The organism is Actinopolyspora xinjiangensis (assembly GCF_900104475.1).
Lineage (GTDB): Bacteria > Actinomycetota > Actinomycetes > Mycobacteriales > Pseudonocardiaceae > Actinopolyspora > Actinopolyspora xinjiangensis.
In genome coordinates this window covers 24,804-40,651 of record NZ_FNJR01000002.1, presented here as the reverse complement: position 1 = coordinate 40,651, position 15,848 = coordinate 24,804, and the positions used below count along the sequence as shown (strand labels likewise).

Here is a 15,848-nt window from a genome sequence, read left to right as displayed (position 1 = left end):
TTCCGTACCACCGTGCGGCACGGAATCACCGCACGGACTCTAACAGCACTCACCCCGCCCGCAGTAGCCACCTACGGACAACGGCGACGAAACGATATCCGACCAACACCGACGGTGATCAAAGGGAGACCATTTCGGACACTCTTCGCGACCGGCGAAACCCGTGCCCCAACCACCGTCCCGCGCGACTCGCGACCGGGAAACCGGCACACGGGCGTCCATCGCCCGAGGAGAGGCCGCTGACCGGCTCCGAACGGAAATCGGGCCGGTCGACCGAGTGGTCGACCGGCCCGAACCGATGAGCCGCCGAGCGGCCCCGGTTGACGAACACCGGGAGACGACTCCGCCCTCGGGCGGTTCGTACGAACTCAGCGCTCCCGCTTGGTGGTGCTGCCGCCCGCGGCGGCGATCTTCTCCTTGGCGCTGCCCGTGAACGCGTGCGCGGTCACGTCCAGTTTCACCCCATCGAGATCGCCACCACCGAGGATCTTGACGAGTTCGCCCTTCTTGAGCAGACCGGCGGCGATCAGCTCGTCGATGCCGACCTTGCCGCCCTGCGGGAAGCGCTCGGCCAGCTTGCCGACGTTGATGCCCTGGTACTCGACCCGGCTCGGGTTCCTGAAGCCGCGCAGCTTCGGCAACCGGATCTGCAGCGGCATCTGACCGCCCTCGAAGCCGGGGGCCACGGTCTTGCGGGCCTTGGTCCCCTTGGTGCCGCGCCCCGCGGTCTTGCCCTTGGAGGCTTCACCACGGCCGACCCTGATCTTCTCCCGCTTGGCGCCGGGGGCGGGCCGCAGATCGTGAATCTTGATGGCCATTACTCGACCTCCTCGACCGAAACAAGGTGGCCGACGGTGTCGACCTGACCACGAACCGTGGGGCTGTTCGGACGAACGACCGCCTGGCCGATCTTACGAAGCCCGAGGGTGCGCATCGCGGCACGCTGGTTGGGCTTGGTGCCGACGAGGCCCCGCGTCTGGGTGATCTTGAGTTTGCTCATCGGATTCAGACCTCCTGACCCGCGCGCTGCCGCAGCATCCGGGCCGGAGCCACGTCCTCGATCGGGAGACCACGGCGAGCCGCGACCTCCTCGGGACGCTGGAGTTCCTTCAGCGCCGTGATCGTGGCCTGCACGATGTTGAGGGCGTTACCGCTGCCCAGCGACTTGCTCAGCACGTCGTGCACACCGGCGCACTCCAGCACCGCACGAACCGGACCACCCGCGATGACACCGGTACCCGGACTGGCGGGGCGCAACAGCACCTTGCCCGCCGCGTCCTCACCCTGCACCGGGTGCGTGATGGTGCCCGCGACCCGCGGTACGCGGAAGTAGTTCTTCTTGGCTTCCTCGACCCCCTTGGCGATGGCGGAAGGCACTTCCTTGGCCTTTCCGTAGCCAACACCGACGAGGCCGTCGCCGTCACCGCAGACGACCAGCGCGGTGAAGCTGAACCGCCGGCCACCCTTGACGACCTTCGCGACCCGGTTGATGGTCACTACACGCTCGAACTGCGGGGATTTTTCCTGGGCCGCCCCGCCACGGCCACCGTCGCGGCGGTCCTTGCGGTCCTTGCCGCCGGATTCCGAACCGCCTTCACGCCGAGTGCGTCCAGGCATCAGGCGTCCCTTCCGTTACGTGCTGTCATCCTTCGTACGACGACGATGTGGTAATTGCGCACTGTCAGAACTCCAGACCGCCGCCGCGTGCGGCATCCGCGAGAGCGGCTACCCGGCCGTGGTAGTCGTGACCACCGCGGTCGAAGACGACCTTCTCGACCCCGGCCTGCGCGGCCCGCTGGGCGACCAGCTCGCCCACGCGAGTGGCCTTGGCCGTCTTGGTCCCCTCGAACGAGCGCATGTCGGGCTCGTGGGTGGAGGCGGCCGCCAGGGTGTGACCGATCGTGTCGTCGATGACCTGCGCGACGATGTGCTTCGTGGAGCGGCTGACGACCAGACGCGGCCGCTGGGGGGTGCCGCTGATCTTCTTGCGGATTCGAACGTGCCGCTGGGCGCGGGCACGGCGACGCACGCCCGCGATGCTCTTGCCCACCGGCTTCTTCCTGGTGGCTGTGGTGCTCTCGCTCATGGTCACTTACCCGTCTTCCCGACCTTGCGGCGGATCTTCTCGCCCGCGTAGCGCACACCCTTGCCGTTGTAGGGCTCGGGCAGACGCAGCTTGCGGATCCTGGCGGCTACCTCACCGACGAGCTGCTTGTCGACGCCCTTGACCGACAGTTTGGCGGGGCCGTCCGTGGCGAACTCGATGCCTTCGGGGGGTTCCATGATCACCGGATGGCTGTAGCCGAGGGCGAACTCCAGGTTCTGCCCCCGCTGCACCACGCGGTAGCCGACTCCCTGGATCTCGAGATCCTTCTGGAAGCCCTGGCTGACCCCGACGACCATGTTGTTGATCAGGCTTCGCGAGAGACCGTGCAGCGAGCGGCTGGCCCGCTCGTCGTCCGGCCGCTTCACCAGCAGCGAGCCGTCCGAGTCCTTCTCGACCCTGATCGGTTCGGAAATGCGTTGTTGCAGCTTGCCCTTGGGGCCGTTCACCGTAACCGTCTGGCCGTCGATGTCCACATCGACGCCGGAGGGAACGGTGATCGGCAACTTCCCGATGCGCGACATACCGTAAACTCCTCCTTCACCAGACGTAGGCGAGGACTTCCCCGCCCACACCGTTTCGCATCGCTTGGCGGTCCGTCTGCAGACCACTCGACGTCGAGATGATGGCGATGCCGAGTCCCCCCAGCACCTTGGGCAGGTTCGTGGACTTGGCATACACCCGCAGACCAGGCTTGGAAACCCGGCGCAGCCCGGTGATGGACTTCTCGCGGTTGGGCCCGTACTTGAGCTCCACGACCAGTTCCTTGGTCTTGGAGCCCTGCTGCTCGCGAGAACCGGCCACGTAGCCCTCGCGCTGAAGAATTTCGGCGATGTTCGCCTTGAGTTTGGAGTGCGGCATCACGACCTCGTCGTGGTATGCGCGACTCCCGTTGCGCAGACGTGTCAGCATGTCTGCGATCGGATCGGTCATCGTCATGGTGACCCTGTCAACCTTTCTCGTTCGGTTCCCCGGGCCCGGATGCCGCGAACCCACGTCCGCAGGTCTGGACCCTGGCCTAAACGAAGTCGGGGTACTGGCTGTCCGCTTCGCGGAGAGTTCCGCCGCGGCCAGTCCGTTGTCGTCGCGAGCCGTTGCCGGGCTGCAGCCACTGGTTTCGGTGCCGGTGACGAGACGCTCCCCCACGGGCAGAGCCGTCCCGTCGTCACGACCTCACCAGGAAGACTTGCTAACCCCGGGCAACTCGCCCGCGTGAGCCATCTCGCGGAAGCAGATCCGGCACAGCCCGAACTTGCGCAGGACCGCACGGGACCTTCCGCAACGCTGGCAACGAGTGTAGGCACGCACCCGGAACTTCGGCCTGCGCGCCGCCTTGTTGATCAGTGCTTTCTTGGCCATCGGCTCAGTTCTCCTAGTCTCGATCCGCAGCGACGGCCACGAGTCACTGTTCCCGGAACGGGAAGCCCAGCTGCCGCAGCAGCGACCTGCCTTCTTCGTCGGTGGTGGCCGTTGTCACTACCGTGATGTCCATACCGCGCGACCGGTCGATCGAGTCCTGGTCGATCTCGTGGAACATCGACTGGTCGTTGAGACCGAACGTGTAGTTGCCGTTACCGTCGAACTGCTTCGGCGACAGCCCCCGGAAGTCCCGGATCCGCGGCAGGGAGATGCTGACCAGCCGGTCCACGAACTCCCACATCCGGGCGCCGCGCAGCGTCGCCCTGGCGCCGATCGGCATGCCCTCGCGGACCTTGAACTGCGCGATGGACTTGCGCGCCCTGCGCACCTCGGCACGCTGGCCGGTGATCGTGGCGAGGTCGCGGACCGCGCCCTCGATCAGCTTGCTGTCCCGCGCGGCATCGCCCACACCCATGTTGACGACGACCTTGACCAAGCCCGGCACCAGCATCGGGTTGGAGTACTCGAACTCCTGCTTGAGCGCCGGAATGATCTCGTCGCGGTAGCGGGCCTTCAGCCGCGGGACAATCCTCTCGGTGTTCTTCTCCGTGGTAGTCACGAGTTAGATGTCCTTACCGTTGCGGCGAGAGATCCGAACCTTCTTGCCGTCTTCGCCAGTGCGGTAGCCGACGCGGGTGGGCTTACCGTCCGAGTCCACGACCATGATGTTGCTGACGTGGATCGGGGCCTCCTGCGTCACGATGCCGCCGGACTGCGCACCGCGCTCGGTGCGCGAGACGCGCGTGTGCTTCTTGATCTGGTTGACACCCTCGACCAGCACACGCTCCCGTGCCGGGAAGGCCTGGATGACCTTGCCCCGGGCACCCTTGTCCTTACCGGCGATGACGACGACCGTGTCGCCCTTCTTCACCTTCATCACAGCACCTCCGGGGCGAGCGAGATGATCTTCATGAACTTCTTGTCACGCAGCTCGCGCCCGACGGGACCGAAGATACGGGTACCGCGCGGGTCACCACCCGGCCTGATCAGGACGGCGGCGTTCTCGTCGAACCGGATGTAGGAACCGTCCGGACGACGCTTCTCCTTCTTCTGGCGGACGATTACCGCCTTGACCACATCACCACGCTTGACACCGGCGGCGGGTATGGCCTCCTTGACGGTGGCCACCACCACGTCGCCGATCCCCGCGTAGCGCCGACCGGAACCACCGAGCACCCGGATCGTGAGGATCTCCTTGGCCCCGGTGTTGTCGGCGACTCGCAGTCGCGACTCCTGCTGGATCACCTTTACTCCTGACCCTAAGTTTCCGCACCCGCTGTGCGGAGACACTTTGGCATGCCCGATTTCCGACCCGGCATGCGCGGTCACAACAACCCGCGGGGGGCATGCTGGCGCCCCCCGCGGATGGCGTTACTTGGCCTTCTCCTGGATCTCGACCAACCGCCAGCGCTTCGTGGCCGACAGCGGACGAGTCTCCATCAGCAACACCCGGTCGCCGATACCCGCTTCGTTGTTCTCGTCGTGCGCCTTGACCTTGGTGGTCTTGCGCATGATCTTGCCGTAGAGCGGGTGCTTCTTGCGGTCCTCGAGGGCCACGACCACGGTCTTGTCCATCTTGTCCGAGACCACGTAGCCCTCACGGGTCTTGCGCTGGTTGCGCTGCTGCTCTTGCGTGACTGTTTCGCTCATGCCGCGCCCTCCTCGGCGCCCTCGGGAGACACGGAAAGGCCCAACTCACGTTCACGCATGATCGTGTAGATCCGAGCGATGTCCCGGCGAACGACGCGCAACCGTCGGTTGTTCTGCAATTGCCCGGTAGCCATCTGGAACCGAAGGTTGAACAGCTCCTCCTTCGATTCACGCAGCCGGGAGACGAGCTCCTCGTCGTTGAGTTCCCGGAGCTCGGTAGCGGTGACACCAGCCGCCATCAGAAGTCACCACCCTCGCGGGACACGATCTTGCACTTCATCGGAAGCTTGTGGACCGCGCGCCTCAATGCCTCGTAAGCGATCTTCTCGTTCGGGTAGTTCAGTTCGAAAACCACCCGGCCCGGCTTGACGTTGGCGATCCAGTACTCCGGCGAACCCTTACCCGAACCCATGCGGGTCTCGGCGGGCTTCTTCGTCAGCGGGCGGTCCGGGAAGATGTTGATCCACACCTTGCCACCACGCTTGACGTGCCGGGTGATCGCGATACGGGCCGACTCGATCTGCCGGTTGGTCACGTAGGCTTGTTCCAGCGCCTGGATGCCGTACTCGCCGAAGTTGATCCGGGTGCCGCCCTTGGCGAAGCCCTTACGCTTCGGCGCGTGGCTCTTGCGCCACCTGACCTTGCGTGGGACGAGCACTTGTCAGTCCTCCGTCTTCTCATCAGCGTGCGGCTCGCTGACAGCCGGAGCGTTCGCGGCGGCGGCATCCGTCGCCGTCTGCTCCTGCTGCGGGCTCTCCGCGGAGCCACCGGACTTTCCGCCCTTCGCGGCGGCACGGCCACCCTCGGTACCCACGTTCGTGGTGCCGGAAGCACCCGAACGACGACGGCCACCACGCTCGGAACGGCCACCGCGACCGCCCTCGCGGCCACCACCGCCGCCCTCACCGCGCGGCGGGCGCACCTCGGACTCCTGCTGCTTCTGCTTCAGGCCGCCGATGAGCTCGCCCTTGTAGATCCAGACCTTCACACCGATGCGGCCGAAGGTCGTGCGAGCCTCGAAGAACCCGTAGTCCATGTCCGCACGCAGCGTGTGCAGCGGCACCTGTCCCTCGCGGTAGAACTCCGAACGGGACATCTCGGCACCGCCGAGCCTGCCACTGCACTGCACTCGGATTCCCTTGACCTGGGAAGAGCGCATCGCCGACTGGATGCCCTTACGCATGGCCCTGCGGAAGGAGACCCGGTTCGACAGCTGCTCGGCGATACCCTGCGCGACCAGCTGAGCGTCGGCCTCGGAGTTCTTGACCTCGAGAATGTTGAGCTGAACCTGCTTGCCGGTCAGCTTCTCCAGCGAACCGCGGATGCGGTCCGCCTCCGCACCGCGACGGCCGATGACGATGCCCGGCCGGGCGGTGTGGATGTCCACCCTCACCCGCTCGCGGGTGCGCTCGATCTCCACCTTCGAGATCCCGGCGCGCTCCATCCCGCTGGAGAGGTGACGGCGGATCTTGACGTCTTCCGCGACGTACTCCGCGTATTGCTTGTCGGCGTACCAGCGCGACTTCCAGTCCGTGGTGATGCCGAGCCGGAAGCCGTGCGGGTTGATTTTCTGACCCACTACCGGGCACTCCCCTTCTGGCTGCGCTTACGAGACTTGCCCTGGCCCTTCGGCTGGCGCGACTCGACCTCGACCGTGATGTGGCTGGTCCGCTTGCGGATCCGGAAGGCCCGGCCCTGAGCACGCGGGCGGAACCTCTTCAGCGTCGGCCCCTCGTCCACATACGCGCGGTGTACCCACAGCGTGCTCGGATCGAGCGCGTTGTTGTTCTCCGCGTTGGCCATCGCACTGGCGAGCACCTTCGACACCTGACCACTGGCGGTCTGCGGCGCGAACTTGAGCACGTCCAGGGCTTCGCTGGCGCTCCGGCCCCTGATGAGATCGACCACGCGGCGCGCCTTCATGGGCGACACGCGGACGAAGCGGGCCCGCGCCACTGCACGCGGATTCTCAACCGCGGCACTGTCGTCGGTACGGGCATTCATCCTGCTACCCCTTTGCCCCGGATCGTCGAACTCCCGCGACGATCCGGCTCGTTCGTGTCACAAAACCGCTCAGCGGCGGCGAGACTTCCGGTCTTCCTTGACGTGACCCTTGAAAGTGCGGGTCGGGGCGAACTCGCCGAGCTTGTGCCCGACCATGTTCTCGCTGATGAACACCGGCACGTGCTTACGGCCGTCGTGCACCGCAATCGTGTGCCCCACCATGTCCGGAATGACCGTGGACCGGCGCGACCAGGTCTTGATCACCGTCTTCTTGCCGGACTCGTTCAGGGCGTCCACCTTCTTGAGCAGGTGGTCGTCCACGAACGGGCCCTTCTTCAGGCTACGTGGCATCGGTCGTTACCTCCCTGCTCAGCGCCGCTTCTTCTTACCGGTGCGGCGGCGCCGAACGATGAGCTTGTCACTGGGCTTGCTACGGCGGGTACGACCCTCGGGCTTGCCCTTCGGGTTGACCGGGTGACGACCACCGGAGGTGCGTCCCTCACCACCGCCGTGCGGGTGGTCGATCGGGTTCATGACGACACCGCGGACGGTCGGGCGCTTGCCCTTCCAGCGGTTACGACCCGCCTTGCCCCAGTTGATGTTGGAGTGCTCGGAGTTACCGACCTCGCCAACCGTGGCCCGGCAGCGGACATCGACGTTGCGGATCTCGCCCGAGGGCATCCGCAACTGGGCGTAGGGGCCTTCCTTGGCCACCAGCTGGACCCTGGTGCCCGCCGAACGCGCGATCTTCGCTCCGCCACCGGGACGGAGCTCGATGGCGTGGATCACGGTACCGGTGGGGATGTTGCGCATCGGCAGGTTGTTGCCGGGCTTGATGTCGGCCCGCGGCCCGCTCTCCACCATGTCGCCCTGCCGGACCTTGTCCGGCGCGACGATGTAGCGCTTCTCGCCGTCCCGGTAGTGCAGCAGCGCGATGCGCGCACTGCGGTTGGGGTCGTACTCGATGTGCGCGACCTTGGCCGGCACACCGTCCTTGTCGTTGCGACGGAAGTCGATCACGCGGTAAGCACGCTTGTGTCCGCCACCCTGGTGACGGGTGGTGATCTTGCCGTGCCCGTTCCGGCCGCCCTTACCGTGCAGCGGACGGACCAGCGACTTCTCCGGGTGGGATCGGGTGATCTCGGAGAAATCGGCCACGCTCGAACCGCGACGACCCGCCGTCGTCGGCTTGTACTTGCGAATGCCCATCTCTATCGCAGTCCTCAGTCTCCTTCGGTCGGTTCCGCACGCCCGTGTCAGGCGGCCGAACCACCGAAGATCTCGATCGGCTTGCTATCGGGGGACAGCGTCACGATCGCCCGCTTGGTGTCCTTGCGTTTGCCGAAACCGGTGCGGGTCCGCTTGCGCTTGCCCTGGCGGTTGATCGTGTTGACACTCTTGACCTGCACGCCGAAGATCTTCTCGACCGCGATCTTGATCTCGGTCTTGTTCGAGGTCGGGCGCACCAGGAACGTGTACTGGTTCTCGGAGATGAGGCCGTAGCTCTTCTCCGAGATCACCGGCGCGATGATGATGTCTCGCGGATCGGGGATCACTGGTCTGCCTCCTCAGCCTGACTCGAAGTCGCGTCGGAAGTGACCGCGGTCTTGGCCGAACGACCCGGAGACCGTTCCGCGACGAAACGCTCGAAGGCTTCCTTGCTGAACACGACGTCGTCGTTGACCAGAACGTCGTAGGTGTTCAGCTGACCGGGGTCGATGATGTGCACGTGGGGGAGGTTGCGCAGGCTCAGCCACGCGATCTCCTCGGTGCGGTTGAGCACCACCAGCACGTTCCGGGCGTCGGTGACGTTGCGCAGCGCGGCCTTGGCCTCCTTGGTGGAAGGCTTGTCGCCGGCGGTCACCTGGTTGATGACGTGCAGCTGCTCGGAACGAGCACGGTCGGAAAGCGCGCCGCGCAGCGCGGCAGCCTTCATCTTCTTGGGGGTGCGCTGCGAGTAGTCCCGGGGGGTCGGGCCGTGCACCGTGCCACCGCCGACGAACTGCGGAGCGCGGATCGAGCCCTGCCTGGCGTTACCGGTCCCCTTCTGGCGGTACGGCTTCTTGCTACCGCCGGAGACCTCGCCCCGGGTCTTGACCGAGTGCGTCCCCTGCCGCGCCGCCGCGAGCTGGGCGGTCACGACCTGGTGCATCAGCGGCACGTTCGCCTGCACGTCGAACAGCTCCGCGGGCAGCTCGACCTGCCCGTCGGTCTTGCCGTCCGGAGTGCGGACGTCGAGCTTCGCGGCCATCACGCACCACCCTTCGTAGAGCTCTTGACCAGCACGAGGCCGCCGTTCGGGCCGGGGATCGCGCCCTTGATCAGCAGCAGCCCGGACTCCTCGTCGACCCGGTGCACCCTGAGGTTCTGGGTGGTCACGCGCTTACCGCCCATGCGGCCGGGCATCTTCTTGCCCTTGAAGACCCTGGCGGGGTAAGCACAGCCACCGATCGAACCCGGCTTGCGGTGCACGGCCTGCGTACCGTGGCTCATCGGCTGCCTGCCGAAGTTGTACCGCTTGATCGTGCCCGCGAAGCCCTTGCCTTTGCTGGTGCCGACCACGTCGACACGCGAACCCGACTCGAACACCTCGGCCGTCAGTTCCTGACCGAGTTCGTAGTCGGTGGCGTCCGAGGTGCGCAGCTCGACCAGGTGACGGCGCGGCGTCACCCCGGCGCGGGCGAACTGGCCGCCGCGGGGCTTGCTCACCTTGCGCGGGTCGATGGCGCCGAACGCCAGCTGCACGGCCTGGTAGCCGTCGTTCTCCTTGGTACGGATCTGGGTCACCAGGTTGGGCCCGGCCTGCACGACCGTCACCGGGACCACCCGGTTGTTGTCGTCGAAGACCTGGGTCATCCCGAGCTTGGTGCCCAGAATCCCCTTCATCTGCCTTTCAGACATGGGTCTCGTTCTCTCCGCCGCCTGTCACTGAAACGAATGCGCGTCGACCGCTCACTGGATGTTCACATCGACACTGGCCGGCAGGTCGATGCGCATGAGCGCATCCACCGTCTTGGGCGTCGGCTCGACGATGTCGATGAGCCGCTTGTGCGTCCGCATCTCGAAGTGCTCCCGCGAGTCCTTGTACTTGTGCGGGGAGCGGATGACGCAGTAGACGTTCTTCTCGGTAGGCAGCGGCACCGGCCCGACGACCGAAGCGCCGGTGCGCGTCACGGTCTCGACGATCTTGCGCGCGGACGCGTCGATCGCCTCGTGGTCGTAGGCCTTGAGCCGGATGCGGATCTTCTGTCCCGCCATAGTGGCTTGCCGTTCCTCTAGTCTCGTGCCGCTAGTACCTAGCGCGGTGCGCAGACCCGGCGCCGTCGCCGCGCCGACCCGTCGACGACGCGCGAAGAGCACGTCTCGTACCGATCTCGCGAACGCGACACCACGGTTCGCAGCCCGCCCCTGTTCAGGTGTCTGGGTGCCCGGCACACGCGGTCGGGCGTGTCGCCCGCACGATGCAAGCCGGTCCCATCGATCGTCGCCGATGAGATGGATCCGCAGGGATCCGTACACCTCGAGTTGCCACCTATATCGGCCCCGGCCGGAACGTGTGTCCGGCGGCACCCGCGCAACCGGAAGCGCCGTACCGCGAAGGGAATTCACGGCGACGGCGCGCCCAAGTCGGGGCGGTCGAACCGATCACGAACCGTGATTCACACGGGTCATGAAGGCCGACCGCCCCAACAGGCAACCCATTCAGGGTGACACACCGGATGTGCCGCCCACGAATCGGGGGTGGGTTCCGAGCCCGGTCAACGCCGGAACCGGAACCCTGCCATCACTTGTTGACCTTGATGACGCGACCCGCGCCGACGGTGCGGCCACCCTCGCGGATCGCGAAGCGCAGCCCTTCCTCCATGGCGATGGGCTGGATGAGCTGCACCGACATCTCCGTGTTGTCACCGGGCATGACCATCTCGGTGCCCTCGGGAAGGGTCACCACACCGGTCACGTCGGTGGTACGGAAGTAGAACTGCGGACGGTAGTTGTTGAAGAACGGCGTGTGCCTACCGCCCTCGTCCTTGGACAGGATGTAGACCTGCGCCTCGAACTCGGTGTGCGGGGTGGTGGAGCCGGGCTTGATGACGACCATGCCCCGCTCGACGTCCTCACGCTTGACACCACGCAGCAGCAGACCGACGTTGTCGCCGGCCTCACCGCTGTCGAGCAGCTTGCGGAACATCTCGACACCGGTGACGGTGGTCTTGATCGGCTTCTCCTTGATGCCGACCATCTCGACCTCTTCGTTCACCTTGATGACACCGCGCTCGACACGGCCGGTGACCACGGTCCCGCGACCGGTGATGGAGAAGACGTCCTCCACCGGCATCAGGAACGGCTGGTCGGTGGCACGCTGCGGGTCCGGGACGCTGGAGTCCACCGCGTTGAGCAGGTCCATGATCTTCTGGCCCCACTCGGCGTCGCCCTCGAGCGCCTTGAGCGCGGAAACCCGGACGATCGGAACGTCGTCACCCGGGAAGTCCTGCTCACTGAGCAGCTCACGGACCTCCATCTCGACCAGGTCCATGATCTCCTCGTCGTCGACCATGTCGGCCTTGTTCAGGGCGACGAGGATGTAGGGGACGCCGACCTGCTTGGCCAGCAGCACGTGCTCACGGGTCTGCGGCATCGGGCCGTCGGTGGCCGCCACGACCAGGATCGCGCCGTCCATCTGGGCGGCACCGGTGATCATGTTCTTCACGTAGTCCGCGTGGCCAGGAGCGTCCACGTGGGCGTAGTGCCGCGCCTCGGTCTGGTACTCGACGTGCGCGATCTGGATCGTGATGCCGCGGTCCTTCTCCTCCGGCGCCTTGTCGATGTCCTCGAAAGGCGTGTAGGGGTTCAGGTCCGGGTGGTTGTCGTGCAGGACCTTGGTGATAGCCGCGGTCAGGGTGGTCTTGCCGTGGTCAACGTGACCGATGGTCCCGATGTTGACGTGCGGCTTGTCCCTCTCGAACTTCGCCTTCGCCACTGGAATGTCCTCCTGGACTTGTCATGATTTCCGCTCCGCTACACCGCTCCCCGCACGCGCCCTCTCGCGTGGGAACCAGCTCCGGGCGGAGTCCTGTCGGGTTGTGCCACCGGCCCGTTCTCCCTGGCGCGGAAACGGGCCGATGCGGGGACTACAGCGGAGTTACTCCCCCGTAGCCTTCGCGATGATCTCCTTGGCCACGTTCGCCGGAACTTCGCCGTAGGAGTCGAACACCATCGAGTAGTTCGCGCGACCCTGCGTCTTGGAGCGCAGGTCGCCCACGTACCCGAACATTTCGGACAGCGGAACCAACGCCTTGACGACGCGGGAACCGCCACGCTCCTCCATGGCCTGAACGTGACCACGGCGGGAGTTGAGGTCGCCGATGACTTCACCCATGTACTCCTCGGGTGTCGTCGTCTCGACCGCCATCAACGGTTCGAGCAGCGCCGGACTGGCCTTGGCGCAGGCCTCCTTCATCGCCATCGAACCGGCGACCTTGAACGCCATTTCCGACGAGTCCACCTCGTGGTACTGGCCGTCGACCAAGGTCATCTTGACACCGACCATCGGGTAACCCGCCAGCACGCCGACCTGCATAGCGTCCTGCGCGCCTTCGTCCACCGAAGGAATGTACTCGCGGGGGATACGCCCACCGGTGATCTGGTTGTCGAACTCGTAGGTCGCGCTCTCCGCCGTCTGCTCGATCGGGTCCAGGTTGACGACCACGCGCGCGAACTGACCGGAACCACCGGTCTGCTTCTTGTGCGTGTACTCGTGCTTCTGGACCGACTTGCGGATCGTCTCACGGTAGGCGACCTGCGGCTTGCCGATGTTGGCCTCGACCTTGAAATCGGTCTTCATCCGGTTGACCAGGACCTCGAGGTGGAGCTCACCCATGCCCTTGACGATGGTCTGCCCGGTCTCCTCGTCGAACTTGACCTGGAAGGTCGGGTCCTCTTCGGCGAGTTTCTGGATCGAGGTGGACAGCTTCTCCTGGTCGGCCTTGGTCTTCGGCTCGATCGCGACCTCGATGACCGGGTCGGGGAAGCTCATCGACTCCAGAACGATCTGGTTCTGCGGATCGCAGAGGGTGTCACCGGTGCTGGTGTCCTTCAGCCCGACGACCGCGTAGATGTGCCCGGCCTGGGCCTCCTCGACCGGGTTCTCCTTGTTGGAGTGCATCTGGAACAGCTTGCCGATGCGCTCCTTGCGGTCCCGGATGGAGTTCATCACCTGGGCACCCTGCTCGATCTTGCCCGAGTAGACCCGGACGTAGGTGAGCTTGCCGTAGAACGGGTGCACCGCGACCTTGAACGCCAGGGCCGAGAAGGGCTCCTCGGTGCTGGCCTGCCGCGAGGCGGCCTCGCCGGAGCCGGGCAGCACACCCTGCACGGCAGGGATGTCCAGGGGCGAGGGGAGGTACTCCACGACCGCGTCCAGCATGGGCTGCACGCCCTTGTTCTTGAAGGCCGTCCCGCACATCACGGGGAAGGCCTCCTGGTTCAGCGTGAGCGCACGGATACCCTGCTTGATCTGGTCGACGGTGAGCTCCTCACCGCCGAAGTAGGCCTCCATGAGCTCCTCGCTGGACTCGGCCACCGACTCGAGCAGCTCGCTGCGGTACTCGTTGGCGGTCTCGACCAGGTCGGCCGGGATGTCCTCGATCTCGTACTGAGTACCCTTGGCGACGTCGCCACGCCAGGTCAACGCCTTCATGCTGACCAGGTCGACCACACCCTCGAAGTCGGACTCGCTGCCGATGGGCAGCTGCAGCACCAGGGGCTTGGCGTCGAGCCGCTCCCTGATGGTGCCGAGGGTGAAGTAGAAGTCGGCGCCCATCTTGTCCATCTTGTTGACGAAACAGATGCGCGGGACGCCGTACTTGTCCGCCTGGCGCCACACCTGCTCGGACTGGGGCTCGACCCCCTCCTTGCCGTCGAAGACGGCGACGGCGCCGTCGAGCACGCGCAGCGAACGCTCCACCTCGGCGGTGAAGTCGACGTGCCCGGGGGTGTCGATGAGGTTGATCTGATGTTCCTGCCAGAACGTCGTGGTAGCAGCCGAGGTGATCGTGATACCCCGCTTCTGCTCCTCCGACATCCAATCCATCGTCGCGGCGCCGTCGTGCACCTCACCGAGCTTGTAGTTGATCCCGGTGTAGTACAGGACCCGTTCGGTCGTGGTGGTCTTGCCCGCGTCGATGTGGGCCATGATGCCGATGTTGCGGACCTTGGTCAGGTCCGTCAGCACGTCGCGTGCCACGAGTTAGTCCCCGTTCCTACAGCAAGCCTGAAGCCGTCGAATCGGTGAGCCGAGGCGGGCAATACAGCCGTCCCCGACCTCACCACCGGTAGTGCGCGAAAGCCTTGTTGGATTCCGCCATCTTGTGCGTGTCCTCGCGCTTCTTGACACTCGCACCGAGACCGTTGCTCGCGTCGAGCAGCTCGTTGGTGAGGCGCTCGATCATGGTCTTCTCACGACGCTGACGGGCGAAACGAACCACCCAGCGCAGGGCCAGCGTGGTCGAACGGCCGGCGCGCACCTCGACCGGGACCTGGTAGGTCGCGCCACCGACACGGCGGCTGCGTACCTCCAGCGAGGGCTTGACGTTGTCCAGCGCGCGCTTGAGCGTCACGATCGGATCGGTGCCGGTCTTCTCACGGCATCCCTCGAGCGCCGAGTAGACGATGCGCTCGGCCAGCGAACGCTTGCCGTCCACCAGCACCTTGTTCACCAGCTGGGTGACCAGCGGCGAGCTGTACACGGGATCGGCACTCAGCGACCGCTTCGGGGCCGGACCCTTCCGGGGCATCAGCTCTTCTCCTTCTTCGCTCCGTACCGGCTGCGAGCCTGCTTGCGGTTCTTCACGCCCTGCGTGTCGAGCGAACCGCGGATGATCTTGTAGCGGACACCGGGGAGGTCCTTCACACGGCCACCGCGAACGAGCACGATCGAGTGCTCCTGCAGGTTGTGCCCCTCGCCGGGGATGTAGGCCGTGATCTCGACGCCACTGGTGAGCTTGACACGGGCGACCTTGCGCAGCGACGAGTTCGGCTTCTTCGGAGTCGTGGTGTACACGCGGGTGCACACACCACGGCGCTGCGGGCTTCCCTTGAGCGCCGCGGTCGTCACCTTCGCGGCCTTGTCATGGCGGCCCTTACGGACCAGCTGCTGGATGGTGGGCATGGACCGGCTTTCTTCTCGAGCGTTCGCTTCTTGGTGGTACTCGTTAACAGCAGCGCTCGTTCGAGCACCGTTCGCACCCCTGGCGCCGAGCACCGCGTACGTAGGTCTCTGTGTACTTGGGCCTCCCCCGCGCCCTCACCCGCGACACGAGGTCGGGCGTGTCGCCCGTTCCTCGGCCGTGTGGCGGGGCGGCGTCCCAGCGGGCGGGTGCCCAGATGGGCCGTCAGGAGAGTTCCGCACCATCCACGGGCGCTCCCCCGCCGACCACGCGGGCGGTTCTCGCGCACGGACATGCGGAGTGACCCGAGGGGTTTCGGGTCCAAGTCATAAAGATACCTGCCCCGTTTGCAGAGGGTCAAAACGGGGGTGCGCGCCCGACTCGCCAACGTCGGCTCCCGACTCTACTCGGGAGGACAAGAGAAGACGAGTCCCGAGCCGCACCCTCCCGCACCGTGAGTGCGGCTCACCGGTTCCACGTCCGCGCACCCCGGCAATGACCGAACC

25 protein-coding genes are annotated in these 15,848 nt (G+C 65.9%); all 25 read right to left on the bottom strand.

Annotation, left to right across the window (positions count from 1 at the left end):
* Window positions 1–368 precede the first annotated feature (368 nt).
* The 25 genes from rplO to rpsL all read right to left on the bottom strand — a co-directional run bounded on the left by rplO (window position 369) and on the right by rpsL (window position 15,344).
* The gene (rplO, locus tag BLQ75_RS02930) at window positions 369–818 is read right to left on the bottom strand and encodes a 50S ribosomal protein L15 (protein WP_092597416.1); all 450 of its coding nucleotides are present in this window, start codon (window positions 816–818) and stop codon (window positions 369–371) included.
* The gene (gene rpmD, locus BLQ75_RS02925; protein ID WP_092597413.1) at window positions 818–1,000 is read right to left on the bottom strand and encodes a 50S ribosomal protein L30; all 183 of its coding nucleotides are present in this window, start codon (window positions 998–1,000) and stop codon (window positions 818–820) included. Before rpmD ends, rplO begins: the two co-directional genes overlap by 1 nt.
* Window positions 1,001–1,005: 5 nt before the next feature.
* Window positions 1,006–1,617, bottom strand: coding sequence for a 30S ribosomal protein S5 (gene rpsE, locus BLQ75_RS02920; protein ID WP_092597410.1), 612 nt, complete (start codon window positions 1,615–1,617; stop codon window positions 1,006–1,008).
* Between the two features lie 64 nt (window positions 1,618–1,681).
* Window positions 1,682–2,086, bottom strand: a complete 405-nt coding sequence (gene rplR, locus BLQ75_RS02915) for a 50S ribosomal protein L18 (RefSeq protein WP_170837290.1) — start codon at window positions 2,084–2,086, stop codon at window positions 1,682–1,684.
* Window positions 2,087–2,088: 2 nt separating this feature from the next.
* Window positions 2,089–2,628, bottom strand: coding sequence for a 50S ribosomal protein L6 (rplF, locus tag BLQ75_RS02910; protein WP_043570422.1), 540 nt, complete (start codon window positions 2,626–2,628; stop codon window positions 2,089–2,091).
* Window positions 2,629–2,644: 16 nt separating this feature from the next.
* Window positions 2,645–3,043 carry a 30S ribosomal protein S8 gene (rpsH, locus tag BLQ75_RS02905; RefSeq protein ID WP_092597405.1) on the bottom strand — a complete coding sequence of 133 codons (399 nt, stop codon included), beginning with the start codon at window positions 3,041–3,043 and terminating at the stop codon, window positions 2,645–2,647.
* Between the two features lie 234 nt (window positions 3,044–3,277).
* Window positions 3,278–3,463, bottom strand: coding sequence for a type Z 30S ribosomal protein S14 (locus tag BLQ75_RS02900; protein ID WP_043570418.1), 186 nt, complete (start codon window positions 3,461–3,463; stop codon window positions 3,278–3,280).
* Between the two features lie 43 nt (window positions 3,464–3,506).
* Complete coding sequence (rplE, locus tag BLQ75_RS02895; protein ID WP_043570416.1) at window positions 3,507–4,082, bottom strand: 50S ribosomal protein L5; 576 nt, start codon at window positions 4,080–4,082, stop codon at window positions 3,507–3,509.
* Window positions 4,083–4,085: 3 nt separating this feature from the next.
* The gene (rplX, locus tag BLQ75_RS02890) at window positions 4,086–4,400 is read right to left on the bottom strand and encodes a 50S ribosomal protein L24 (protein WP_092597402.1); all 315 of its coding nucleotides are present in this window, start codon (window positions 4,398–4,400) and stop codon (window positions 4,086–4,088) included.
* Window positions 4,400–4,768 carry a 50S ribosomal protein L14 gene (rplN, locus tag BLQ75_RS02885; protein WP_043570410.1) on the bottom strand — a complete coding sequence of 123 codons (369 nt, stop codon included), beginning with the start codon at window positions 4,766–4,768 and terminating at the stop codon, window positions 4,400–4,402. The genes rplX and rplN overlap by 1 nt, the downstream gene beginning before the upstream one ends.
* 126 nt (window positions 4,769–4,894) lie before the next feature.
* Window positions 4,895–5,173 carry a 30S ribosomal protein S17 gene (gene rpsQ / locus BLQ75_RS02880; protein ID WP_043570408.1) on the bottom strand — a complete coding sequence of 93 codons (279 nt, stop codon included), beginning with the start codon at window positions 5,171–5,173 and terminating at the stop codon, window positions 4,895–4,897.
* Complete coding sequence (rpmC, locus tag BLQ75_RS02875; protein ID WP_017976800.1) at window positions 5,170–5,412, bottom strand: 50S ribosomal protein L29; 243 nt, start codon at window positions 5,410–5,412, stop codon at window positions 5,170–5,172. Before rpmC ends, rpsQ begins: the two co-directional genes overlap by 4 nt.
* A complete protein-coding gene (rplP, locus tag BLQ75_RS02870) occupies window positions 5,412–5,831 on the bottom strand; it encodes a 50S ribosomal protein L16 (protein WP_043570406.1) in 420 nt (139 codons plus the stop codon). Before rplP ends, rpmC begins: the two co-directional genes overlap by 1 nt.
* Window positions 5,832–5,834: 3 nt before the next feature.
* Window positions 5,835–6,752, bottom strand: a complete 918-nt coding sequence (rpsC, locus tag BLQ75_RS02865) for a 30S ribosomal protein S3 (protein WP_092597399.1) — start codon at window positions 6,750–6,752, stop codon at window positions 5,835–5,837.
* The gene (gene rplV, locus BLQ75_RS02860; RefSeq protein ID WP_170837289.1) at window positions 6,752–7,177 is read right to left on the bottom strand and encodes a 50S ribosomal protein L22; all 426 of its coding nucleotides are present in this window, start codon (window positions 7,175–7,177) and stop codon (window positions 6,752–6,754) included. The genes rpsC and rplV overlap by 1 nt, the downstream gene beginning before the upstream one ends.
* A gap of 69 nt (window positions 7,178–7,246) precedes the next feature.
* Entirely contained in the window at window positions 7,247–7,528 is a 282-nt protein-coding gene (gene rpsS / locus BLQ75_RS02855) for a 30S ribosomal protein S19 (RefSeq protein ID WP_019852820.1), read from the bottom strand.
* Window positions 7,529–7,546: 18 nt separating this feature from the next.
* Complete coding sequence (gene rplB / locus BLQ75_RS02850; RefSeq protein WP_092597396.1) at window positions 7,547–8,386, bottom strand: 50S ribosomal protein L2; 840 nt, start codon at window positions 8,384–8,386, stop codon at window positions 7,547–7,549.
* Between the two features lie 47 nt (window positions 8,387–8,433).
* Complete coding sequence (gene rplW, locus BLQ75_RS02845; protein WP_043570394.1) at window positions 8,434–8,733, bottom strand: 50S ribosomal protein L23; 300 nt, start codon at window positions 8,731–8,733, stop codon at window positions 8,434–8,436.
* The gene (rplD, locus tag BLQ75_RS02840) at window positions 8,730–9,428 is read right to left on the bottom strand and encodes a 50S ribosomal protein L4 (RefSeq protein ID WP_092597393.1); all 699 of its coding nucleotides are present in this window, start codon (window positions 9,426–9,428) and stop codon (window positions 8,730–8,732) included. The genes rplW and rplD overlap by 4 nt, the downstream gene beginning before the upstream one ends.
* Window positions 9,428–10,078, bottom strand: a complete 651-nt coding sequence (rplC, locus tag BLQ75_RS02835; RefSeq protein WP_092597390.1) for a 50S ribosomal protein L3 — start codon at window positions 10,076–10,078, stop codon at window positions 9,428–9,430. The genes rplD and rplC overlap by 1 nt, the downstream gene beginning before the upstream one ends.
* Window positions 10,079–10,129: 51 nt before the next feature.
* The gene (gene rpsJ / locus BLQ75_RS02830; protein ID WP_017976809.1) at window positions 10,130–10,435 is read right to left on the bottom strand and encodes a 30S ribosomal protein S10; all 306 of its coding nucleotides are present in this window, start codon (window positions 10,433–10,435) and stop codon (window positions 10,130–10,132) included.
* A gap of 526 nt (window positions 10,436–10,961) precedes the next feature.
* Entirely contained in the window at window positions 10,962–12,155 is a 1,194-nt protein-coding gene (gene tuf, locus BLQ75_RS02825) for an elongation factor Tu (RefSeq protein WP_092597387.1), read from the bottom strand.
* A gap of 162 nt (window positions 12,156–12,317) precedes the next feature.
* Entirely contained in the window at window positions 12,318–14,420 is a 2,103-nt protein-coding gene (gene fusA / locus BLQ75_RS02820) for an elongation factor G (protein ID WP_092597384.1), read from the bottom strand.
* A 79-nt stretch (window positions 14,421–14,499) separates the two neighbouring features.
* Window positions 14,500–14,970 (bottom strand): 30S ribosomal protein S7, encoded by a 471-nt coding sequence (gene rpsG, locus BLQ75_RS02815; RefSeq protein ID WP_043570383.1) that lies wholly within the window; start codon window positions 14,968–14,970, stop codon window positions 14,500–14,502.
* Entirely contained in the window at window positions 14,970–15,344 is a 375-nt protein-coding gene (gene rpsL / locus BLQ75_RS02810; protein WP_043570381.1) for a 30S ribosomal protein S12, read from the bottom strand. The genes rpsG and rpsL overlap by 1 nt, the downstream gene beginning before the upstream one ends.
* Between the last annotated feature and the right edge of the window lie 504 nt (window positions 15,345–15,848).